Source organism: Pseudoxanthobacter sp. M-2, assembly GCF_046156265.1.
In the GTDB taxonomy this organism is placed as follows: domain Bacteria; phylum Pseudomonadota; class Alphaproteobacteria; order Rhizobiales; family Segnochrobactraceae; genus CAMDHY01.
In genome coordinates, this window is the sequence record NZ_JAWDIR010000011.1 from 1,191,997 (window position 1) to 1,206,926 (window position 14,930).

Genomic DNA, 14,930 nt, shown 5'->3' on the forward strand with positions numbered 1-14,930 from the left:
TGGGCAAAGCCCGAGAGCGCCAACAGATCGCGAGGGGCCGGTCGTCAGAGGTACGGGTAGCCGTAGGTCTCGAACTCGTCCTCGAAGAGCGTGTTGATCTGACGGATCTGCTGCGGTGTCAGCAGATCGCGCGGACCCTGGCCGATAGCGGCGAGCCCCTTCTTCACATGGGGCAGGGGAGGCGGCACGGGCACGCCGCGCCCGGCGAGAAGACGCTGGAAGTCTTCCTCGAGCGTCTCGTAGCGCATCAGCGTCACTGCAAGCCGGCCATCCAAATCGCGGTAGCGAGCGAGGTTGTGAACGGCCAGGACCGTCTTGTCCTCGATCATCCGCGACAGCCGACGACGCAGCGCCCAGCGGCTCGCCTGCATGGCGCGACCGATCTTGTAGCGGCTCATCGCGACCTTGTTGTTCGCCCACGACAGCACCTTGGCGTAAGGATCGCGCTCCACGCCCGCAACGACGTAACCGTCCGGAGTGGGCCCGATGGTGTTCAGCACCCGGGTCAGCGGCATGTGGTTGCGAAAACGGCTTCGCGGCAGCGTCAGCTCGTCGAGGCGGTTCGTGGGTGTCGAGCGCAGTGTCGAGAGCCACGCCTGCTCGGCAGCCGGATCGTCGGAGAAATTGCGGGGGCCGCTGCCGAGCCGCAGGCGCTCCAGTTCGTCGATCGGCGTGATCGGCGTGATGATGTCGGACGGGCCACACAGGGTCGAGAGCGCGATTTCCACGCTGGTGCCGGCGACCTTGCGTCCCTTGATGAAGACGAGCTTCAACTCGTGCGAATAGATCACCGCAGTTCCTTCGCACCGTCACGATCTCGCGGCGACCGCTGAGCGATCCAGCGACACTCCGGCCGGGAGCGTCCTTCTATCCGCCCACCGTCGGCAGCAGGCGCGGGAACCGGAGCGGCGATGGACGCCGCCCCGGCTCGACGGGTCAGCCGATCGCGCGCAGGTGGTAGGACTTCGGCCGCGTCAGGCCCTCGATGCCGAGACGCGACATGGTGGCGCCGCGGCCGGTGTCCTTCACGCCGGTCCAGGCGAGGCCGGGATCGACATAGTCGCAGCGGTTCATGAACACGGTGCCGGTTTCGACCTTGTCGCCGATCGCCTCGGCGGCGTCCATGTCCTTCGTCCAGATCGAGGCGGTGAGGCCGTAGGGGCTGTCGTTCATCAGGCGCAGGGCCTCCTCGTCGGAGGACACCTTCATGATGCCGACGACGGGGCCGAAGCTCTCCTCCATCATCACCGACATGGAGTGATCCACCTCCGTCAGCACCTGCGGCATCAGGTAGGGCGTGCCGGCGCGGTCGGCGGGGAAGCGCTCGTGGTTGATGTGGGCGCGCGCTCCCTTGGCGAGGGCCTCGTTGGTCTGGGCGCGGACGACGTCGGCGAAGCGCGTCGCCGCCATCGGCCCGAGCGTCGTCGCCTCGTCCAGCGGATTGCCGAGCACGTACTTGTTGGTCAGGTCGACGAAGGACTCGACGAAGCGGTCGTAGAGGCTGTCGTGCACGTAGATGCGCTCGATGCCGCAGCAGCACTGGCCCGAGTTGTAGAACGTGCCATCGACGACATTCTCGACGGTGAAGTCGAAATCGGCGTCGGCGCGCACGTAGGCCGGGTCCTTGCCACCGAGCTCGAGGCCGAGCGTCGTGAACGTTCCTGCGGCGGCGCGCTCCATCGCCTTGCCGCCGGCCACCGACCCGGTGAAGTTGACGTGGTCGACCTTGCCCGAGCCGATCAGCCTGGCGGTGTCCTCGTGGCCGAGTGCGAGGTTCTGGAACAGCCCCTTCGGAATGCCGGCGCGGTCCATGGCGATCTGGAAGCGGTCGCCGACGAGGATCGTCTGGGTGGCGTGCTTGAGGATGACGGCGTTGCCGGCCAGCAGCGCCGGGACGATGCTGTTGACGGCCGTGAGGTAGGGGTAGTTCCACGGCGCCACCACCAGCACGATACCGGCCGGCACGCGCTTGATCAGGCGGCGAAAGCCCTCCTTCGGCTTCGGAACCACCGGTGCCAGAGCTTCCTCGGCGATGTCGACCATCGCCCGGACGCGCTCCTCGAACGGCCGCATCTCGCCGCCGAAGCGCACGGGCCGACCCATCTGGAGGGCGAGCTCGGGCACGATCTCCTGGTTCTGTGCCTGCATCGCCGCGAGGAAGTCGAGCATCTTGCGGCCGCGCTCGGCGATCGGGACGCGCGCCCATTCCGCCTGCGCATGGCGCGCGGCGGCGAGGGCGGCGTCGATCGCGGCGCCGGTCGCCGGCGTACGCCGGGCGACTTCGCTTCCGTCGATCGGAGAGATGCACACGATGTCGGACATGATGGCTGGCTCGCTTCCTTCGCTGTGGTACCGATTCATGCCGGCACCCCTCCGGGCCGGGAGCCCGGGGAGTTGGACATTGCCCCGCTTCCGGGTCATCCGGCAATCCGGCAGGCGCCGGAGTCGAGATTCGGCGGAGGCTGGGCAAAACCGGGCAGGTTGGCCGAGGCCGTGTCGACGGTGGAGGAACCCGAACAGCGACGTTTCAGGAAGAGTTGGCAGGGTCAGTTTGCCAAATTTGCCAACCGCACCTGTAAGACAACTCGTTGTTATCTCATCGCTTTGTCGCGGAGAGGGCGGTCTTGCGCTGCAAACGATTGCATGGCATGGTGCCGCCAGCCTTCAGGCTCGCCAGCGGATCACGAGAGGCGCCCCACGACGCACTCCGCCGCCGGACTAGGGAGGAAGTCGCATGCTCCATTGCTTCAAGTACGCTGCCGCAGCCGTTGCCTTCGGATCTCTGACACTGCCCGCCTCGGCCGTCGAGACCATCAACCTGACGATCGCCTCCAGCCATCCGCTGACGATCCCGTGGGTCGGCCCGCTGAAGACCATCGTCGTCGACAAGTCGAATGCCCGCCTCGAGGCGATGGGGTCCAACTACCGCATCAACTGGACCGAGGCCTTCGGCGGCTCGCTGTACGGCTTCAACGACACGCTCGAGGCCGTCTCCGACGGTCTGACCGACATCGGCTGGATCGGTTCGCTGTTCGAGCCGGCGAAGCTGCCGCTGCAGAACATCATGTACTCGACGCCGTTCGCCACCTCCGACGTCAACAAGACGGTCGCGGTGATGAACAACCTCAACCAGAAGAGCGAGGCGATGAAGGCCGAGTGGGAGGCGAACAACGTCGTCTTCCTCGGCGTCTGCGTCTCCGACGGCTACCACCTGTTCACGAAGAAGCCGATCACGAAGATCGAGGATCTCGATGGTCTGAAGATCCTCGGTGCCGCCTCGGCCGCTCCGTGGCTCGCTGGAACGAACGCGACGCTCGTCGCGACCGGCCTGCCGGCCCAGTACTCGCAGCTGCAGACCGGCGTCGGCGACGGCTCGCTGCTGATCGCCACCGGTGCCTGGCCGCTGAAGATCCACGAGGTCGCTCCCTACGTCACCCTGATCGACACCGGCCCGCTCACCTTCGGTGGCCTCGGCGTCAACAAGGACAAGTGGGAGACGCTGCCGGACGACGTGAAGAAGGTGCTGACGGAGCTCGGCAACGAGTACAGCCTCGAGAACGCCCGCCTCATCGAGGAGCGCGCCGCCGCGGCCCTGACGCAGATGAAGGAAGGCGGCGCCACCATCGCCGAGCTGCCGCCGGAGGAGCGCAAGAAGTTCATCGAGACGATGCCGAACGTCGCGCTCACCTGGGTCGAGACGAACGAAAAGGGCGGCGTGCCGGCCCGGCAGATCATGAAGGACTTCATGGCCGAGATCCGCGCCCAGGGCGACACCCCCGGCCGCGACTGGGACGCCGGCCTCTGAGGCTGGCCTACCGCGGGTCCGGACTCGCGGCGAAGACGGCGCCGAGCGACAGCAGTTCCATGGGTAACCCGCGATGACCGACAAGACCGAGGGCGCAGCCGGCTGGCTGCGCCCTTCCTATCTCGCCATTCCGCAGGTGCTGTCGTGGATCGCCTCGTTCGCGATCCTCTTCATCATGCTGCTGATCTGCGCCGACATCGTCATGCGGGCCGGCTTCAGCCGGCCGATCAACGGTGCGACCGAAATTGTTTCGATGCTGATCGTCGTCTGCGTCTTCCTGCAGCTCGGTTCCAGCATCGGCGAGGGGCGGCTCGTCAAGGCCGACTTCCTGTATGGCCGCTGGTCCGGCAGCCGCCCTGCCTTCGCCGCCGTGATCGACGTGATCGGCTATGCGATCGGGGCGTTCATCCTGGCGAAGGGCCTGATCTGGCTCTGGAACGACTTCTACAAATCCTATCAGTCCGCCGAGTTCATGGGCGCCGTCGGCGCCTACACCATTCCGGTGTGGCCGTTCTCGCTCGGTGTCGTCATCGGCTGCGCGGTCGCGCTGGCCGAAACGATCCGGGTTCTGTGCGGCAAGGCTGCGCCGATCATCGGTGTCTTCGGCGGTCGCGGGGAGCGGTCGCTCGTGCGCGACGGCTTGCCGACGCTGGCGCTCGCCGCCGCGATCCTGCTCTTCGTCTACGTCAACTTTTCGCTCGGTCTGACGCCGCTCGGCGTCGGGTTCGTCTCGCTGGCGGCGTTGCTCGCTTGCGTCGCGCTCGGCGTGCCGATTGCCTTCGCCTTGCTGGGCCTGTCCTACATCGGCATCTGGCTCACCCGCGACAATCCGATCATCGCCGACAACACCGTTGGCATCACCTTCTCGGGCGCCATCAAGTCCTACGAGTTCGGCGTCGTGCCGCTGTTCGTGATGATGGGCCTCATCCTCGACAAGGCGGACGTCGGCCGCGATGCCTTCTACGTGGCGGTGTCGATGCTGAGGAAGATCCGCGGCGGGCTCGGCATCGCCACCGTCGGCGCCAACGCGGTGTTCGCCTCGATCACCGGCTCGTCGATAGCCTCCGCCGCCGTGTTCAGCCGCATCGCCGTGCCGCCAATGATCGAGAACGGCTACACCAAGCGCTTCGCGGTCGGCGTCGTCGCCGGCTCGTCGGTGCTCGGCATGCTGATCCCGCCGAGCCTGCTGCTGATCATCTACGGCCTGATCGCCGAGGTCTCGATCGGCAAGCTGTTCATTGCCGCGATCGTGCCGGGGCTGATCCTGGCCGCCGCCTTCGCGGCGCTCAACTACGGGCTGGCGACATTCTGGCCGTCGTTCGTGGGCAAGGTTCACGACGACATCGAGACCCGCATGTCGGGCGGCGAAATGGCAAGGCGGCTCCTGCCCGTCGTCGCGATCGTCGCGCTGGTGATGGGCGGCATCTACGCCGGGTTCTTCACGCCGACCGAGGCCGGCGCCGTCGGCACCTTCTGCGCCTTCATCGTCGGCTTCGCCCGCGGCAAGCTCTCATGGCCCGTGCTGCGCTCCGTCGTTCTCGAAACTGGATACGTCTCGACGACGATCCTGTTCCTCATCATCGCGGCAAACGTCTATGCCCGCATGCTGACGCTCTCCACCATCCCGATGGAGATGACCGGCATCCTGACGGACTCGCAGCTCGGGCTCGCGCAGTTCCTGGCGATCTACTTCGTCCTCGTGCTGCTGCTCGGCATGCTGCTCGACTCGACGTCGATCATGCTGATCATGCTGCCGATCGTCATTCCGATCGTCAGCGTGCTCGGCGGCGACCTGATCTGGTTCGGCATCGTCACCGTGCTCGCCATCGAGATCGGCCTCATCACACCGCCGTTCGGCATCGCGGTGTTCGTCGTCAAGGGCTCCTTTCCACCGAACTTCGTGTCGCTCGGCGAGATCTTCGCCGGCGCGCTGCCGTTCGTGCTGACGATGATGGCGGTGACGATCCTGCTGATGGCGGTGCCGTGGCTCAGCCTAATGTTCATGTGATCTGCTTGAAGTGGGTGACCCGATGCGTGCTTTGCTGATCAAGGGTGGCGCGATCCTGTCGATGGACCCCGCCATCGGCGACATTGCGGTCGGCGATGTGCTGATCGAGGGCGACCGCATCGCCGCCGTCGGCACGACCCTCGAGGCGCCGCCCGGCGCCGAGGTGATCGATGCGACCGGGATGATCGTCGCCCCGGGCTTCGTCAACACGCACATGCACACCTGGCAGACAGGCCTGCGCGGCCTCGCCGCCGACTGGACGATCCCGCAATATCTGCGGGCGGTACACGCGGGGCTGGCGACGCATTTCCATCCCGACGACATCGGGATCGCCAACTATGTGGGCGCGCTCTCGCAGCTGTCGGCTGGCACCACGACCCTCGTCGACTGGTGCCACAACAATCCGACGCCCGATCACACCGACGCGGCGATCGACGGGCTGGAACGCTCGGGTATCCGCGCGCTCTTCCTGCATGGCTCGCCGAAGCCGGACCCGAAGGAGGGTCAGCGTCACTTCAGCGAGGTGCCGATGCCGCGCTCGGAAGTGGAGCGCCTCGCCAAGGGGAGGCTGTCCGACCGCTCGGCCCGCGTCACGCTCGGTCTGGCGATCCTCGGGCCGGGACTGTCGATCTACGACGTCTGCCAGTCCGACCACCGGCTCGCCCGCGAGCACGGCCTGCACGCGAGCATGCACGTCAGCGGCGCGCCGATGAAGACGCCGGATGGTTTCGAACGGCTGCTGGCCGAAGGCGTGCTCGACGAGACCGTCAACATCGTCCACGGCAACAGCCTGTCGGACGAGATCCTGAAGCGGCTCGTCGATGCCGGCGTCACCTTCAGCGTCACCGCCGAGGTGGAGCTTCAGATGGGTTTCGGCTGGCCGCTGACGGGTCGGCTTCGCGCGTTGGGCTCTCCGGTGGCGATCGGCTCCGACGTCGAGACCGCCATCTCGAGCGATATGTTCGCGGTCACCCGCAGCACGCTGCAGGCCCAGCGCCACGGCGATGCCCTGGACGCCCTGAGGGCGACTGGCGCCGCCCCGCAGGAGATGACCATCACCTGCCGCGACGCGCTCGCGTGGGCGACGATCAACGGCGCCCACATGGCCGGCATGGCCGACCGCGTCGGCTCGCTGACACCGGGAAAGCAGGCGGACGTCATCCTCGTCGATACCGCCGACATCGGCCTGTGGTCGACGCGGGATCTCGCGGCGACGATGGTGCTGCACGCGGGGCCGCGCGACGTCGATACGGTTCTCGTCGCCGGCGAGGTCAAGAAGCGCGGCAAGCAGCTGCTGGTGGATGGGTTGGACGAGGCGCGCTCCCGCCTGGAAGCCTCCGGCCGCCGCATCCTCACCGACTTCAACGCTGCGCGCGCTGCCGCGCACGCCTGACCGAGCGGCGGGTGGAGCCGGGCGTCGGCTCTTCAGCGAGGCTCAGCTCTTCAGGCGGTATCCCGTCTTGAAGATCCACCAGACCGTGCCCAGGCAGACGGCGAGGAAGATCAGGATCATCACGAGGCTGACGCCGATGCCGACGTCAGCGGTGCCGGTGAAGCTCCAGCGGAAGCCGCTGATCAGGTAGACGACCGGATTGAAGAGCGTCACCGTTCGCCAGACGGGCGGCAGCATGTCGATCGAATAGAAGGTTCCGCCGAGAAAGGTGAGCGGGGTGACGACCAGCAGCGGAACGAACTGCAGCTTCTCGAAGCCATCCGCCCAGATGCCGATGATGAAGCCGAACAGGCTGAACGTCACGGCGGTCAGCACGAGGAAGCCGATCATCCAGAGCGGATGCTCGAGCCTGAGCGGCACGAAGAAGGAGGCGGTGATCAGGATGATGATCCCGAGGATCACCGATTTCGTTGCCGCCGCGCCGACATAGCCGATCACCACCTCGACGAACGACACCGGTGCCGACAACAGCTCGTAGATCGTTCCCGTGAAGCGCGGGAAGTAGATGCCGAACGAGGCGTTGGCGATGCTCTGGGTGAGCAGCGTCAGCATGACCAGCCCCGGCACGATGAACGTGCCGTAGGGAACACCGTCGATCTCCTCCATGCGCGACCCGATCGCCGCGCCGAAGACGACGAAATAGAGCGAGGTCGTGATGACCGGCGCGACGATGCTCTGCCAGACCGTGCGGAAGGCGCGCGCCATCTCGAAGACGTAGATGGCCTTGATCGCGTGGATGTTCATTACGCTTCCCGCACCAGGCTGACGAAGATCTCCTCGAGCGAGCTCTGCTCGGTGCGCAGGTCGCGGAAGGTGAGGCCTTCCGCCGCCAGGCCCTGGAGGAGGCGGGTGATGCCGGTACGCTCGGCGGCGGTGTCGTAGGTGTAGACGAGCTCGCTGCCTTCGGCGGCGAGCGACAGCGCGAACGGACCGAGGCTCGGCGGTATCGCGGCAAGGGGTGTCGACAGCTGGATCGCCAGCGTCTTCTTGCCGAGTTTCGTCATCAGCGCCTGCTTCTCCTCGACGAGGATCAGTTCGCCCTTGGCGATGACGCCGATGCGATCGGCCATCTCCTCCGCCTCTTCGAGGTAGTGCGTCGTCAGGATGATGGTGACGCCGGCATCCCGGAGGCCGCGGACGACGTCCCACATGTCGCGGCGCAGCTCGACGTCGACGCCGGCCGAGGGCTCGTCGAGGAACAGGAGGTTGGGCTCGTGCGATAGTGCCTTGGCGATCAGCACGCGGCGCTTCATGCCGCCGGACAGCGTCATGATCTTGCTGTCGCGCTTCTCCCACAGCGAGAGCTGCCGCAGGATCTTCTCGATGTGGGCCGGGTTGGACGGCTTCCCGAACAGTCCGCGGCTGAAGCTGACCGTCGCCCAGACCGTCTCGAAGGCGTCGGCGGTGAGTTCCTGCGGCACGAGCCCGATGCGGGAGCGCACGGCACGGTAGTCGCGATCGATGTCGAGCCCGTCGACGGTGACGGAGCCGGTGGACCGCTTGACCAGTCCGCAGACGATCGAGATCAGGGTCGTCTTGCCGGCGCCGTTCGGGCCGAGGAGCGCGAAGATCTCGCCGCGCCGGATGGCGAGGTCGACGGACTTGAGTGCCGTCAGCCCGGAGGCGTAGGTCTTCGAGATGCCTGTGAGGACGAGGATCGGATCGGGCGTCGCGCTGGCGGCGTGTGGGGGAGGGGACGCTGACATGGCGGCAAGCTAACGTCCCAACGCGCCCCCGCCGTCAAGCCCCGCCATGCAATCGTCACTGGTGCTGGCTACCGGACGCCGGGGCGTTATCCTCGCTCGGCCCGTCGAGCCCCATTCTCTCCAGGAGCGACTCACAGCGCATGCCAGTTCCCGCCTCCCTCGCGGGGTTGACGATCCCGGTCGTCGGCGCCCCGATGTTCCTGGTGTCCGGTCCCGACCTCGTCATCGCGCAGTGCAGCGCCGGCGTTGTCGGATCGTTTCCGTCGCTGAACGCCCGCCCGGAGAGCGCGCTGGCGGATTGGATCGCGCAGATCCGCGATGGCCTCGCGCGGTTCGAGGCGGCTCATCCCGGCCGGCGCGCGGCGCCGTTCGCGGTCAACCTGATCGTCAACAAGGCGAACGCCAGGCTCTCCCACGACACCGAGGCGTGTCTGCGCGCGAAAGTGCCCATCATCATCACCAGCCTGCAGGCACCGGGTGAGATCGTGCCCGCGGCGCACGCCTACGGCGGGCTCGTCTTCCACGACGTCACCACGGTCCGCCATGCCGAAAAGGCGGCGGAGGCGGGTGTCGACGGTATCGTGCTCGTCTGCGCCGGTGCCGGTGGGCACGCCGGCGCGATGAGCCCGTTCGCTCTCCTGCCGGAGGTGCGGCGGGTCTTTCCGGGTACGATCCTGCTCGCCGGCGCCATTTCCACCGGCCGCGGCATCCTGGCGGCCCGCGCGCTGGGCGCCGACCTCGCCTATCTGGGCACGCGCTTCATCGCGACGCGAGAGTCGCTGGCGAGCGACGCCTACAAGCGAATGATCGTCGAGGCGGCGGCAAAGGACGTCGTCTACACGCCGGAATTCACCGGCGTCGCCGGCAACTATCTCTTGCCGAGCATCCTCGCCGCCGGGCTCGATCCGGCGACGCTCGCCTTGCCGGGCGCGAGCAAGGAATACCGATCCCGCGAGAAGTCCGGAGTGAGCGCATGGCGCGACATCTGGAGCGCCGGGCAGGGGGTCGGTTCGATCGAGGACGTGCCGACGGTTGCGGCGCTCGTGGACCGGCTGGCCGCGGAGTTCGCGGCGGCCCGGTCGGACGTGTGTGGATAGGATCGGCACCGAACGCCCGACCCAGCCGTTGAGCTGACGAGGTGCGTCCACCCGGGCGCTTCGACGGAGAGATGGATGCGTCAGCCCGGTACCGAGCTGTTCCCAATACGTGCCAGCGAGCGGATGTTGCGGCCGACGCGCCGTGCGGTCGTGGCCGGCCTCGCCGCGCTGCTCGCCCTTCGCCCAGGGCGAAGCGAGGCGCTTGTCGCCGGCCCCGGGGGATTCGACCTCGATCCAGGCGGGCGGACCGACTCCGCCGCCGGTATCGTCCAGGCGATCGAGGAAGGCGCGCGCACCGGACGAACCGTCGTCTTCCCCGCCGGGGTCTATTCCTACGACAGTCGCCACATCGCGCTCACCGGCCTCGGAGATGTCACCGTCTCCTGCGAGCCCGGGGTCGTCTTCCGCGACCGTGGCCACATGATCTCCAACAGGGATGGCGAGACGTTCCAGGTGCCGTGGGGGTTCGCCTTCCGCGACTGCCCGGGATCGATCGACTGGACCGGCGGCGTCTTCGAGAGCCTCGGTTCGACCCTGCGCGGCAGTTCCGCGGGAAGCTTCGACGCGAGCAACGTCCACTTCCGGAGGCCTGTCCTCGGATTTGAACGCTGCAGGGGAAAGGTGCGCCTGCGCGGCATCGGGCACCGCGGCAACCCCGGTCGCGGCATAACCGGAAGGGATCGGCAGGCGGTGCGCGCTGCGCTCGGGACCGATCCGCCCCCCAATCGGTATGCGGCCCTCAGCGGCAAAGGCGCGTTCTTCTTCGCTTACGATTGCCCCGACATCCGCCGAGAGGACTGCTACCTGGTGCCCGACACCTGCGCTCGCGAGCAGGTGATCTTCGTCGGCTGCAGCGGCGGCTGGCGGAACGAACGCTCCTGGTCGGAGGGCCAGAACATGGCCTCGCTCGGCAAGGTCATCGGCTGCCGCGACTTCGAGCTCGGCGGCTTCAAGGTCCGCGACACGACACGGGCTTCGATCGTCGACATCATCGGCGAGAACATCAGCTTCACCGATTCCGATCTCGAGTGCCCGAACAGCAAGGCGTGCGACGTGTCGCACGAGTGGGGCCCCGCCAACCAGCCGACCCGTGGCATTCGCATCGAAGGGATCCGTTCGACGGGACGCGGCGTCGTCAACGCCACCGTGAAATCCACAGAGGCGGAGGTCGCCGCCGCCCCGATCACCGGCCTCCGGATCCGCGACTGCCGGTTCAACATCGGCCGCACCGACTTCAGCGACGACGTCTCGATGCAGTTGCGGGGCATCATCGACGTCACCATCGAGGCGATGACTTTCGAGAACGAGAGCCCCTGCGGCTACGGACACCAGGGGGAGGGCGGCCGCTCCATCCGCGTTCGCGACTGTTCGATGTCGTGGACGCTGGCGGCCGATGCTCTCGACAACAACAACCGCCAGCTCGTCGCCTCCGGCGTCAACGTCTACGAGCGCTGCTCGATCGATGCGAACGCGTCGCGCGCTGACAGCGGCGACGGGCTGTCTCGCCTGCCGTTGTCGGGCAGCGACCTCGGCGGGCGGCATGTCTTCAGAGGCGGTCGCATCACGGACACGCGGCTTGCGATCGTCGGCGGCGCCATGGTGGAGCTGCACGGGGTTGCGCTGTCGCGCGCGAGCTGGCGGATCGAGGAGGGTTCGCTCGCCTTCTTCGATTGCACCCTCGATGGCCAAGCCCTACCCGAAGGGATCGTCGACCCGGGCTGAAGCGCCCCACAGTCAGCCCTCGCGGCGCTCCGTGCGTCGGCGACGGGGGCAACAGCGTCAGTTGCTGGCGATCGTCTCGCGGCGCTTTACGTCCGCAAACCACGGGCAGGCGTCGGCCGCGACAGAGTGGTTGCCTGGCAGAACCTCCACCGGATAGCGCACGCCGCGGCGGGCGGCGTCGAAGCGCATCTCGCGAGCCCGCTCGCGCCCCTCCGGCGGCAGCCAGGCGCGCTCGTGACCCCAGAGGCTCGGTCCGTCCGTCACCTCGTGCGGTTCCCAGGTCTGCGGATCGATGGAGGCGCCGCCCCAGCCGCACTCCACCATGAAGCCGGACGGGCAGAACGTGTAGAAGGACGTCATGTGGTCGTTGATGTGCCGCCCCAGCGTCGTGGCGATCCGGTCCGGCTGCAGCAGTGCCACGTCATAGCCCTGGCCGAGATCGTCGAGGCTGAGGTTCTCCATCATCAGGTGGTGGATGCCGTTCTTGCCCGTCTCGAGGAAGGCGAGGCTGTGGTGGCGCGCATTGATGTGGAAGAAGAAGACGCGGAAGGGCGACAGCACATAGTCGCTGAGGCGGAAACCGAGAACGTCCGTGTAGAACGGCATGACGTCCTCGATCCGCGCGACCGTCAGGACGGCGTGGCCGACCCCGAGCGGTCCGGTGCGGAAGCCGGAAATGTTGCGGCCCGGCCGGAATGGCTCGTCGGCGATCTCGGGGCCATGGAACACTTCGAGCCGGTTGCCGAGCGGGTCGGCGAAGACGATCAGTCCGGCGACACGCCGCTGCGTCGCGAGCGCAGCCGAACCCGCAGTCACCGCGACGCCGTTCTCATCCAGACGTGCCGCGAGCGCGTCGAGCGCTGCCGCGTCCGCGACCTCCCAGCCGAAGCGGTGCGGCGCGGCGACGTCGTCCTGCTCGACGACGACCCTCTGCTTGCGGTCGTCCATGCGGAAGGTGAGGCTGGAGCGCGTGCGCTCGACGAGCTGCATGCCGAGCAGCCGGGTTCCGTAGTCGGCCCAGTCCTCCAGATTGTCGGTCCGCAAGCCGACATAGCCGAGCGCCGTCAATGTCATGGCGCGATACCTTCTTGTTCGATCTGAGACTTTGTGTCTCGTCGGGACGCCCGTCGCCGCCGGCGCTCAGGGCCTTTCTCTGACGCAGGGTCGATCTCTGCCTCACGATTGTCAACAATCCTGTTGACGAGATGGCGCCGCCACCGCACTTTCCGCGCAGTCCGGAGGAGAAGTCGATGCCGGCGCAGCGCACCGCCGTGATTCCACCCAAGTCCGCCACCGCTCCCCGAGGGGAAGGCAGGCCGCAGGACCGCGTCTTCCAGTCGCTGCGCCGCGACGTGCTGCTCGGCCGGCTGCGGCCACGCGAGCGGCTGGTCGAGGAGGAGCTCGCGGCCCGGTTCGCCGTGGGGCGCTATGTCGTGCGGGCGGCCCTCGACGAACTGGCGCGGATCGGTCTCGTCGAGCGGCGACCGAACCGGGGCGTGATCGTCTCCGACTACGACCCGTCGCAGATCGGGCAGCTCTATGAGGTTCGCGAGACCCTGCAGCGGGCGGCGATCGCCCGCATGCCGCTTCCAGCATCCACGGCTCTTCTCGACGAGCTCACCGCGATCAACCGGACCTATGCGGAGTGCCTCGCGCGTGGCGAGCTTGACGAGGTGGCGGAGGCGAACGCCGCCTTCCACCGGACGCTGTTCGGCGCGTGCGGGAACCCCTTCCTGGCCGCCGCGATCGAGCAGCATTGGGAGAAATCGGCTCTGGTGCACGGCTACGCGATCGGCGTCCCGACCCTCGCGGCCCGGTCGCACGCCGACCATGAGGCGATGATCGCCTGTCTCGCCCGGGGCGACCGAAGCGGTCTCGGCGAACTCTGCAGCCTGCACATGCAGCCATCGCTGGAAGCGGTCCGGGCGACCGCCCGGACGCGGCCATGACGACACCCAACGACGGGACGACGATGACCAACGCAACCATCCTCAAGGTGGACGAGATCCGCACCATCGCGCGCGGTGGCGGCATCCTCACTACGCCCCTGATGACCCACCACATCCGCGCGGATGTTCGGTTTACGACGGGCATGAGCGTCTATCCGAAGGGCAAGGGCGCCCCTCTGCACCACCACAACTGCGACGAGCAGGTGACGCTGCTGGAGGGGGAAGGGGAGGTCGAGGTCGACGGCCGGGTGACGCCGCTGCGCCCCTACGACAGCACCTACATCGCCGCCGGCCAGGTGCACGCCTTCCGCAACACTGGCGAGGTACCGATGCGCATTCTCTGGATCTACTCGTCCGCCAAGGTCACGCGCACGTTCGCGGGCAGCGACGAGGAGGTCGAACATCTCTCCGCCAAGGACCTGATGGGCTGAAGCCCGCGGTCCCCCGCCACTCCCCTGACGGAACCCGTTCATGCATGTCTTCGACGCCGTCGACACGCGGCTCGCCTGCCGCGCCTTTCTCGACCGTCCCGTGCCGGCCGAGACGCTGCGCGACCTCGTCGCCCGCGCCGGTCGCTCGGCCTCCGGCAGCAACCTGCAGCCGTGGCTTCTCCACGTCGTCACCGGGGAGGCGCTCCGGGAGCTGAAGGCCGTCGTCGCCGCCGATGTGGAGGGGCGCGATCCCCGCCACACGCCGGCCGAATATCCGTTCGTGCCGCCCGACCTCTGGGAGCCCTATCTCGAGCGCAAGGAGCACCACGGCGCGGAGCTCTACGGCGCCCTCGGCATCCCCCGCACCGACGCGCAGGCCCGCCTCGGCCAGTACAAGCGCAACTTCGAGCTGTTCGGCGCTCCCGCTGCCGTCTTCGTGACGATGGAGCGACGGTTCGGGGAGGCGCAGTGGGCGGACCTCGGCCTCTTCGTCGCCACCGTGATGATCCTCGCCCGTGGTTACGGTCTCGACACCTGCCCGCAGCAGTCGTGGTCGCGCGTGCAGAAGCCGCTGTTTGCCTATCTCGGCATCCCGGACAGCGAGATCCTCTACTGCGTCGTCGCGGTCGGCTACGGCGACCGCGAGCAGCCGGTCAACAGCTTCCGGTCTACCCGCGCCGATCCCTCCGAATACACGACCTACGTCGACACCCCGCCGGCGACCGGCACTGCCGCGTCCTGATCCGCGCCTCGAACCTG

13 protein-coding genes are annotated in these 14,930 nt (G+C 67.6%); 8 read left to right on the forward strand and 5 right to left on the reverse strand.

Going from position 1 to position 14,930, the window contains the following annotated elements:
- Window positions 1-44 precede the first annotated feature (44 nt).
- Window positions 45-791 carry a hypothetical protein gene (locus tag RUR49_RS10500; protein ID WP_409146304.1) on the reverse strand — a complete coding sequence of 249 codons (747 nt, stop codon included), beginning with the start codon at window positions 789-791 and terminating at the stop codon, window positions 45-47.
- A 145-nt stretch (window positions 792-936) separates the two neighbouring features.
- Complete coding sequence (locus tag RUR49_RS10505) at window positions 937-2,322, reverse strand: aldehyde dehydrogenase family protein (protein WP_409146305.1); 1,386 nt, start codon at window positions 2,320-2,322, stop codon at window positions 937-939.
- A 412-nt stretch (window positions 2,323-2,734) separates the two neighbouring features.
- Here RUR49_RS10505 and RUR49_RS10510 point away from each other — a divergent pair, with 412 nt between their 5' ends.
- From RUR49_RS10510 to RUR49_RS10520, 3 genes are all read left to right on the forward strand, one after another.
- Window positions 2,735-3,805, forward strand: a complete 1,071-nt coding sequence (locus RUR49_RS10510) for a C4-dicarboxylate TRAP transporter substrate-binding protein (protein WP_409146306.1) — start codon at window positions 2,735-2,737, stop codon at window positions 3,803-3,805.
- Between the two features lie 73 nt (window positions 3,806-3,878).
- On the forward strand, window positions 3,879-5,813 hold the full coding sequence (locus tag RUR49_RS10515; protein WP_409146307.1) for a TRAP transporter large permease subunit: 1,935 nt from the start codon (window positions 3,879-3,881) through the stop codon (window positions 5,811-5,813).
- Between the two features lie 22 nt (window positions 5,814-5,835).
- On the forward strand, window positions 5,836-7,206 hold the full coding sequence (locus RUR49_RS10520) for an amidohydrolase family protein (RefSeq protein WP_409146308.1): 1,371 nt from the start codon (window positions 5,836-5,838) through the stop codon (window positions 7,204-7,206).
- Window positions 7,207-7,248: 42 nt separating this feature from the next.
- Here the strand turns inward: RUR49_RS10520 and RUR49_RS10525 are convergent, their stop codons facing one another.
- Window positions 7,249-8,010, reverse strand: a complete 762-nt coding sequence (locus RUR49_RS10525; protein WP_409146309.1) for an ABC transporter permease — start codon at window positions 8,008-8,010, stop codon at window positions 7,249-7,251.
- On the reverse strand, window positions 8,010-8,972 hold the full coding sequence (locus RUR49_RS10530) for an ABC transporter ATP-binding protein (protein ID WP_409146310.1): 963 nt from the start codon (window positions 8,970-8,972) through the stop codon (window positions 8,010-8,012). Before RUR49_RS10530 ends, RUR49_RS10525 begins: the two co-directional genes overlap by 1 nt.
- Before the next feature lie 140 nt (window positions 8,973-9,112).
- Here RUR49_RS10530 and RUR49_RS10535 point away from each other — a divergent pair, with 140 nt between their 5' ends.
- Window positions 9,113-10,069, forward strand: coding sequence for an NAD(P)H-dependent flavin oxidoreductase (locus RUR49_RS10535; protein WP_409146311.1), 957 nt, complete (start codon window positions 9,113-9,115; stop codon window positions 10,067-10,069).
- Window positions 10,070-10,144: 75 nt separating this feature from the next.
- The gene (locus RUR49_RS10540) at window positions 10,145-11,791 is read left to right on the forward strand and encodes a hypothetical protein (RefSeq protein ID WP_409146312.1); all 1,647 of its coding nucleotides are present in this window, start codon (window positions 10,145-10,147) and stop codon (window positions 11,789-11,791) included.
- Between the two features lie 57 nt (window positions 11,792-11,848).
- On the opposite strand, the gene RUR49_RS10545 is transcribed toward RUR49_RS10540, so the two are convergent.
- A complete protein-coding gene (locus tag RUR49_RS10545; protein WP_409146313.1) occupies window positions 11,849-12,865 on the reverse strand; it encodes a VOC family protein in 1,017 nt (338 codons plus the stop codon).
- Between the two features lie 176 nt (window positions 12,866-13,041).
- Between RUR49_RS10545 and RUR49_RS10550 the strand changes: the two genes are divergently transcribed.
- The 3 genes from RUR49_RS10550 to RUR49_RS10560 are packed head-to-tail and all read left to right on the forward strand — an operon-like array spanning window position 13,042 to window position 14,913.
- A complete protein-coding gene (locus RUR49_RS10550) occupies window positions 13,042-13,740 on the forward strand; it encodes a GntR family transcriptional regulator (RefSeq protein ID WP_409146314.1) in 699 nt (232 codons plus the stop codon).
- Entirely contained in the window at window positions 13,737-14,171 is a 435-nt protein-coding gene (locus tag RUR49_RS10555; protein ID WP_409146315.1) for a cupin domain-containing protein, read from the forward strand. Before RUR49_RS10550 ends, RUR49_RS10555 begins: the two co-directional genes overlap by 4 nt.
- Window positions 14,172-14,211: 40 nt before the next feature.
- On the forward strand, window positions 14,212-14,913 hold the full coding sequence (locus tag RUR49_RS10560; RefSeq protein WP_409146316.1) for a nitroreductase: 702 nt from the start codon (window positions 14,212-14,214) through the stop codon (window positions 14,911-14,913).
- Window positions 14,914-14,930: the final 17 nt, after the last annotated feature.

Bases quoted from the DNA above. Each gene is read 5' to 3' on its own strand.
- RUR49_RS10505 (WP_409146305.1), bottom strand. From the start codon at position 2,322: ATGTCCGACATCGTGTGCATCTCTCCGATCGACGGAAGCGAAGTCGCC.
- RUR49_RS10510 (WP_409146306.1), top strand. From the start codon at position 2,735: ATGCTCCATTGCTTCAAGTACGCTGCCGCAGCCGTTGCCTTCGGATCT.
- RUR49_RS10515 (WP_409146307.1), top strand. From the start codon at position 3,879: ATGACCGACAAGACCGAGGGCGCAGCCGGCTGGCTGCGCCCTTCCTAT.
- RUR49_RS10520 (WP_409146308.1), top strand. From the start codon at position 5,836: ATGCGTGCTTTGCTGATCAAGGGTGGCGCGATCCTGTCGATGGACCCC.
- RUR49_RS10525 (WP_409146309.1), bottom strand. From the start codon at position 8,010: ATGAACATCCACGCGATCAAGGCCATCTACGTCTTCGAGATGGCGCGC.
- RUR49_RS10530 (WP_409146310.1), bottom strand. From the start codon at position 8,972: ATGTCAGCGTCCCCTCCCCCACACGCCGCCAGCGCGACGCCCGATCCG.
- RUR49_RS10535 (WP_409146311.1), top strand. From the start codon at position 9,113: ATGCCAGTTCCCGCCTCCCTCGCGGGGTTGACGATCCCGGTCGTCGGC.
- RUR49_RS10540 (WP_409146312.1), top strand. From the start codon at position 10,145: ATGCGTCAGCCCGGTACCGAGCTGTTCCCAATACGTGCCAGCGAGCGG.
- RUR49_RS10545 (WP_409146313.1), bottom strand. From the start codon at position 12,865: ATGACATTGACGGCGCTCGGCTATGTCGGCTTGCGGACCGACAATCTG.
- RUR49_RS10550 (WP_409146314.1), top strand. From the start codon at position 13,042: ATGCCGGCGCAGCGCACCGCCGTGATTCCACCCAAGTCCGCCACCGCT.
- RUR49_RS10555 (WP_409146315.1), top strand. From the start codon at position 13,737: ATGACGACACCCAACGACGGGACGACGATGACCAACGCAACCATCCTC.
- RUR49_RS10560 (WP_409146316.1), top strand. From the start codon at position 14,212: ATGCATGTCTTCGACGCCGTCGACACGCGGCTCGCCTGCCGCGCCTTT.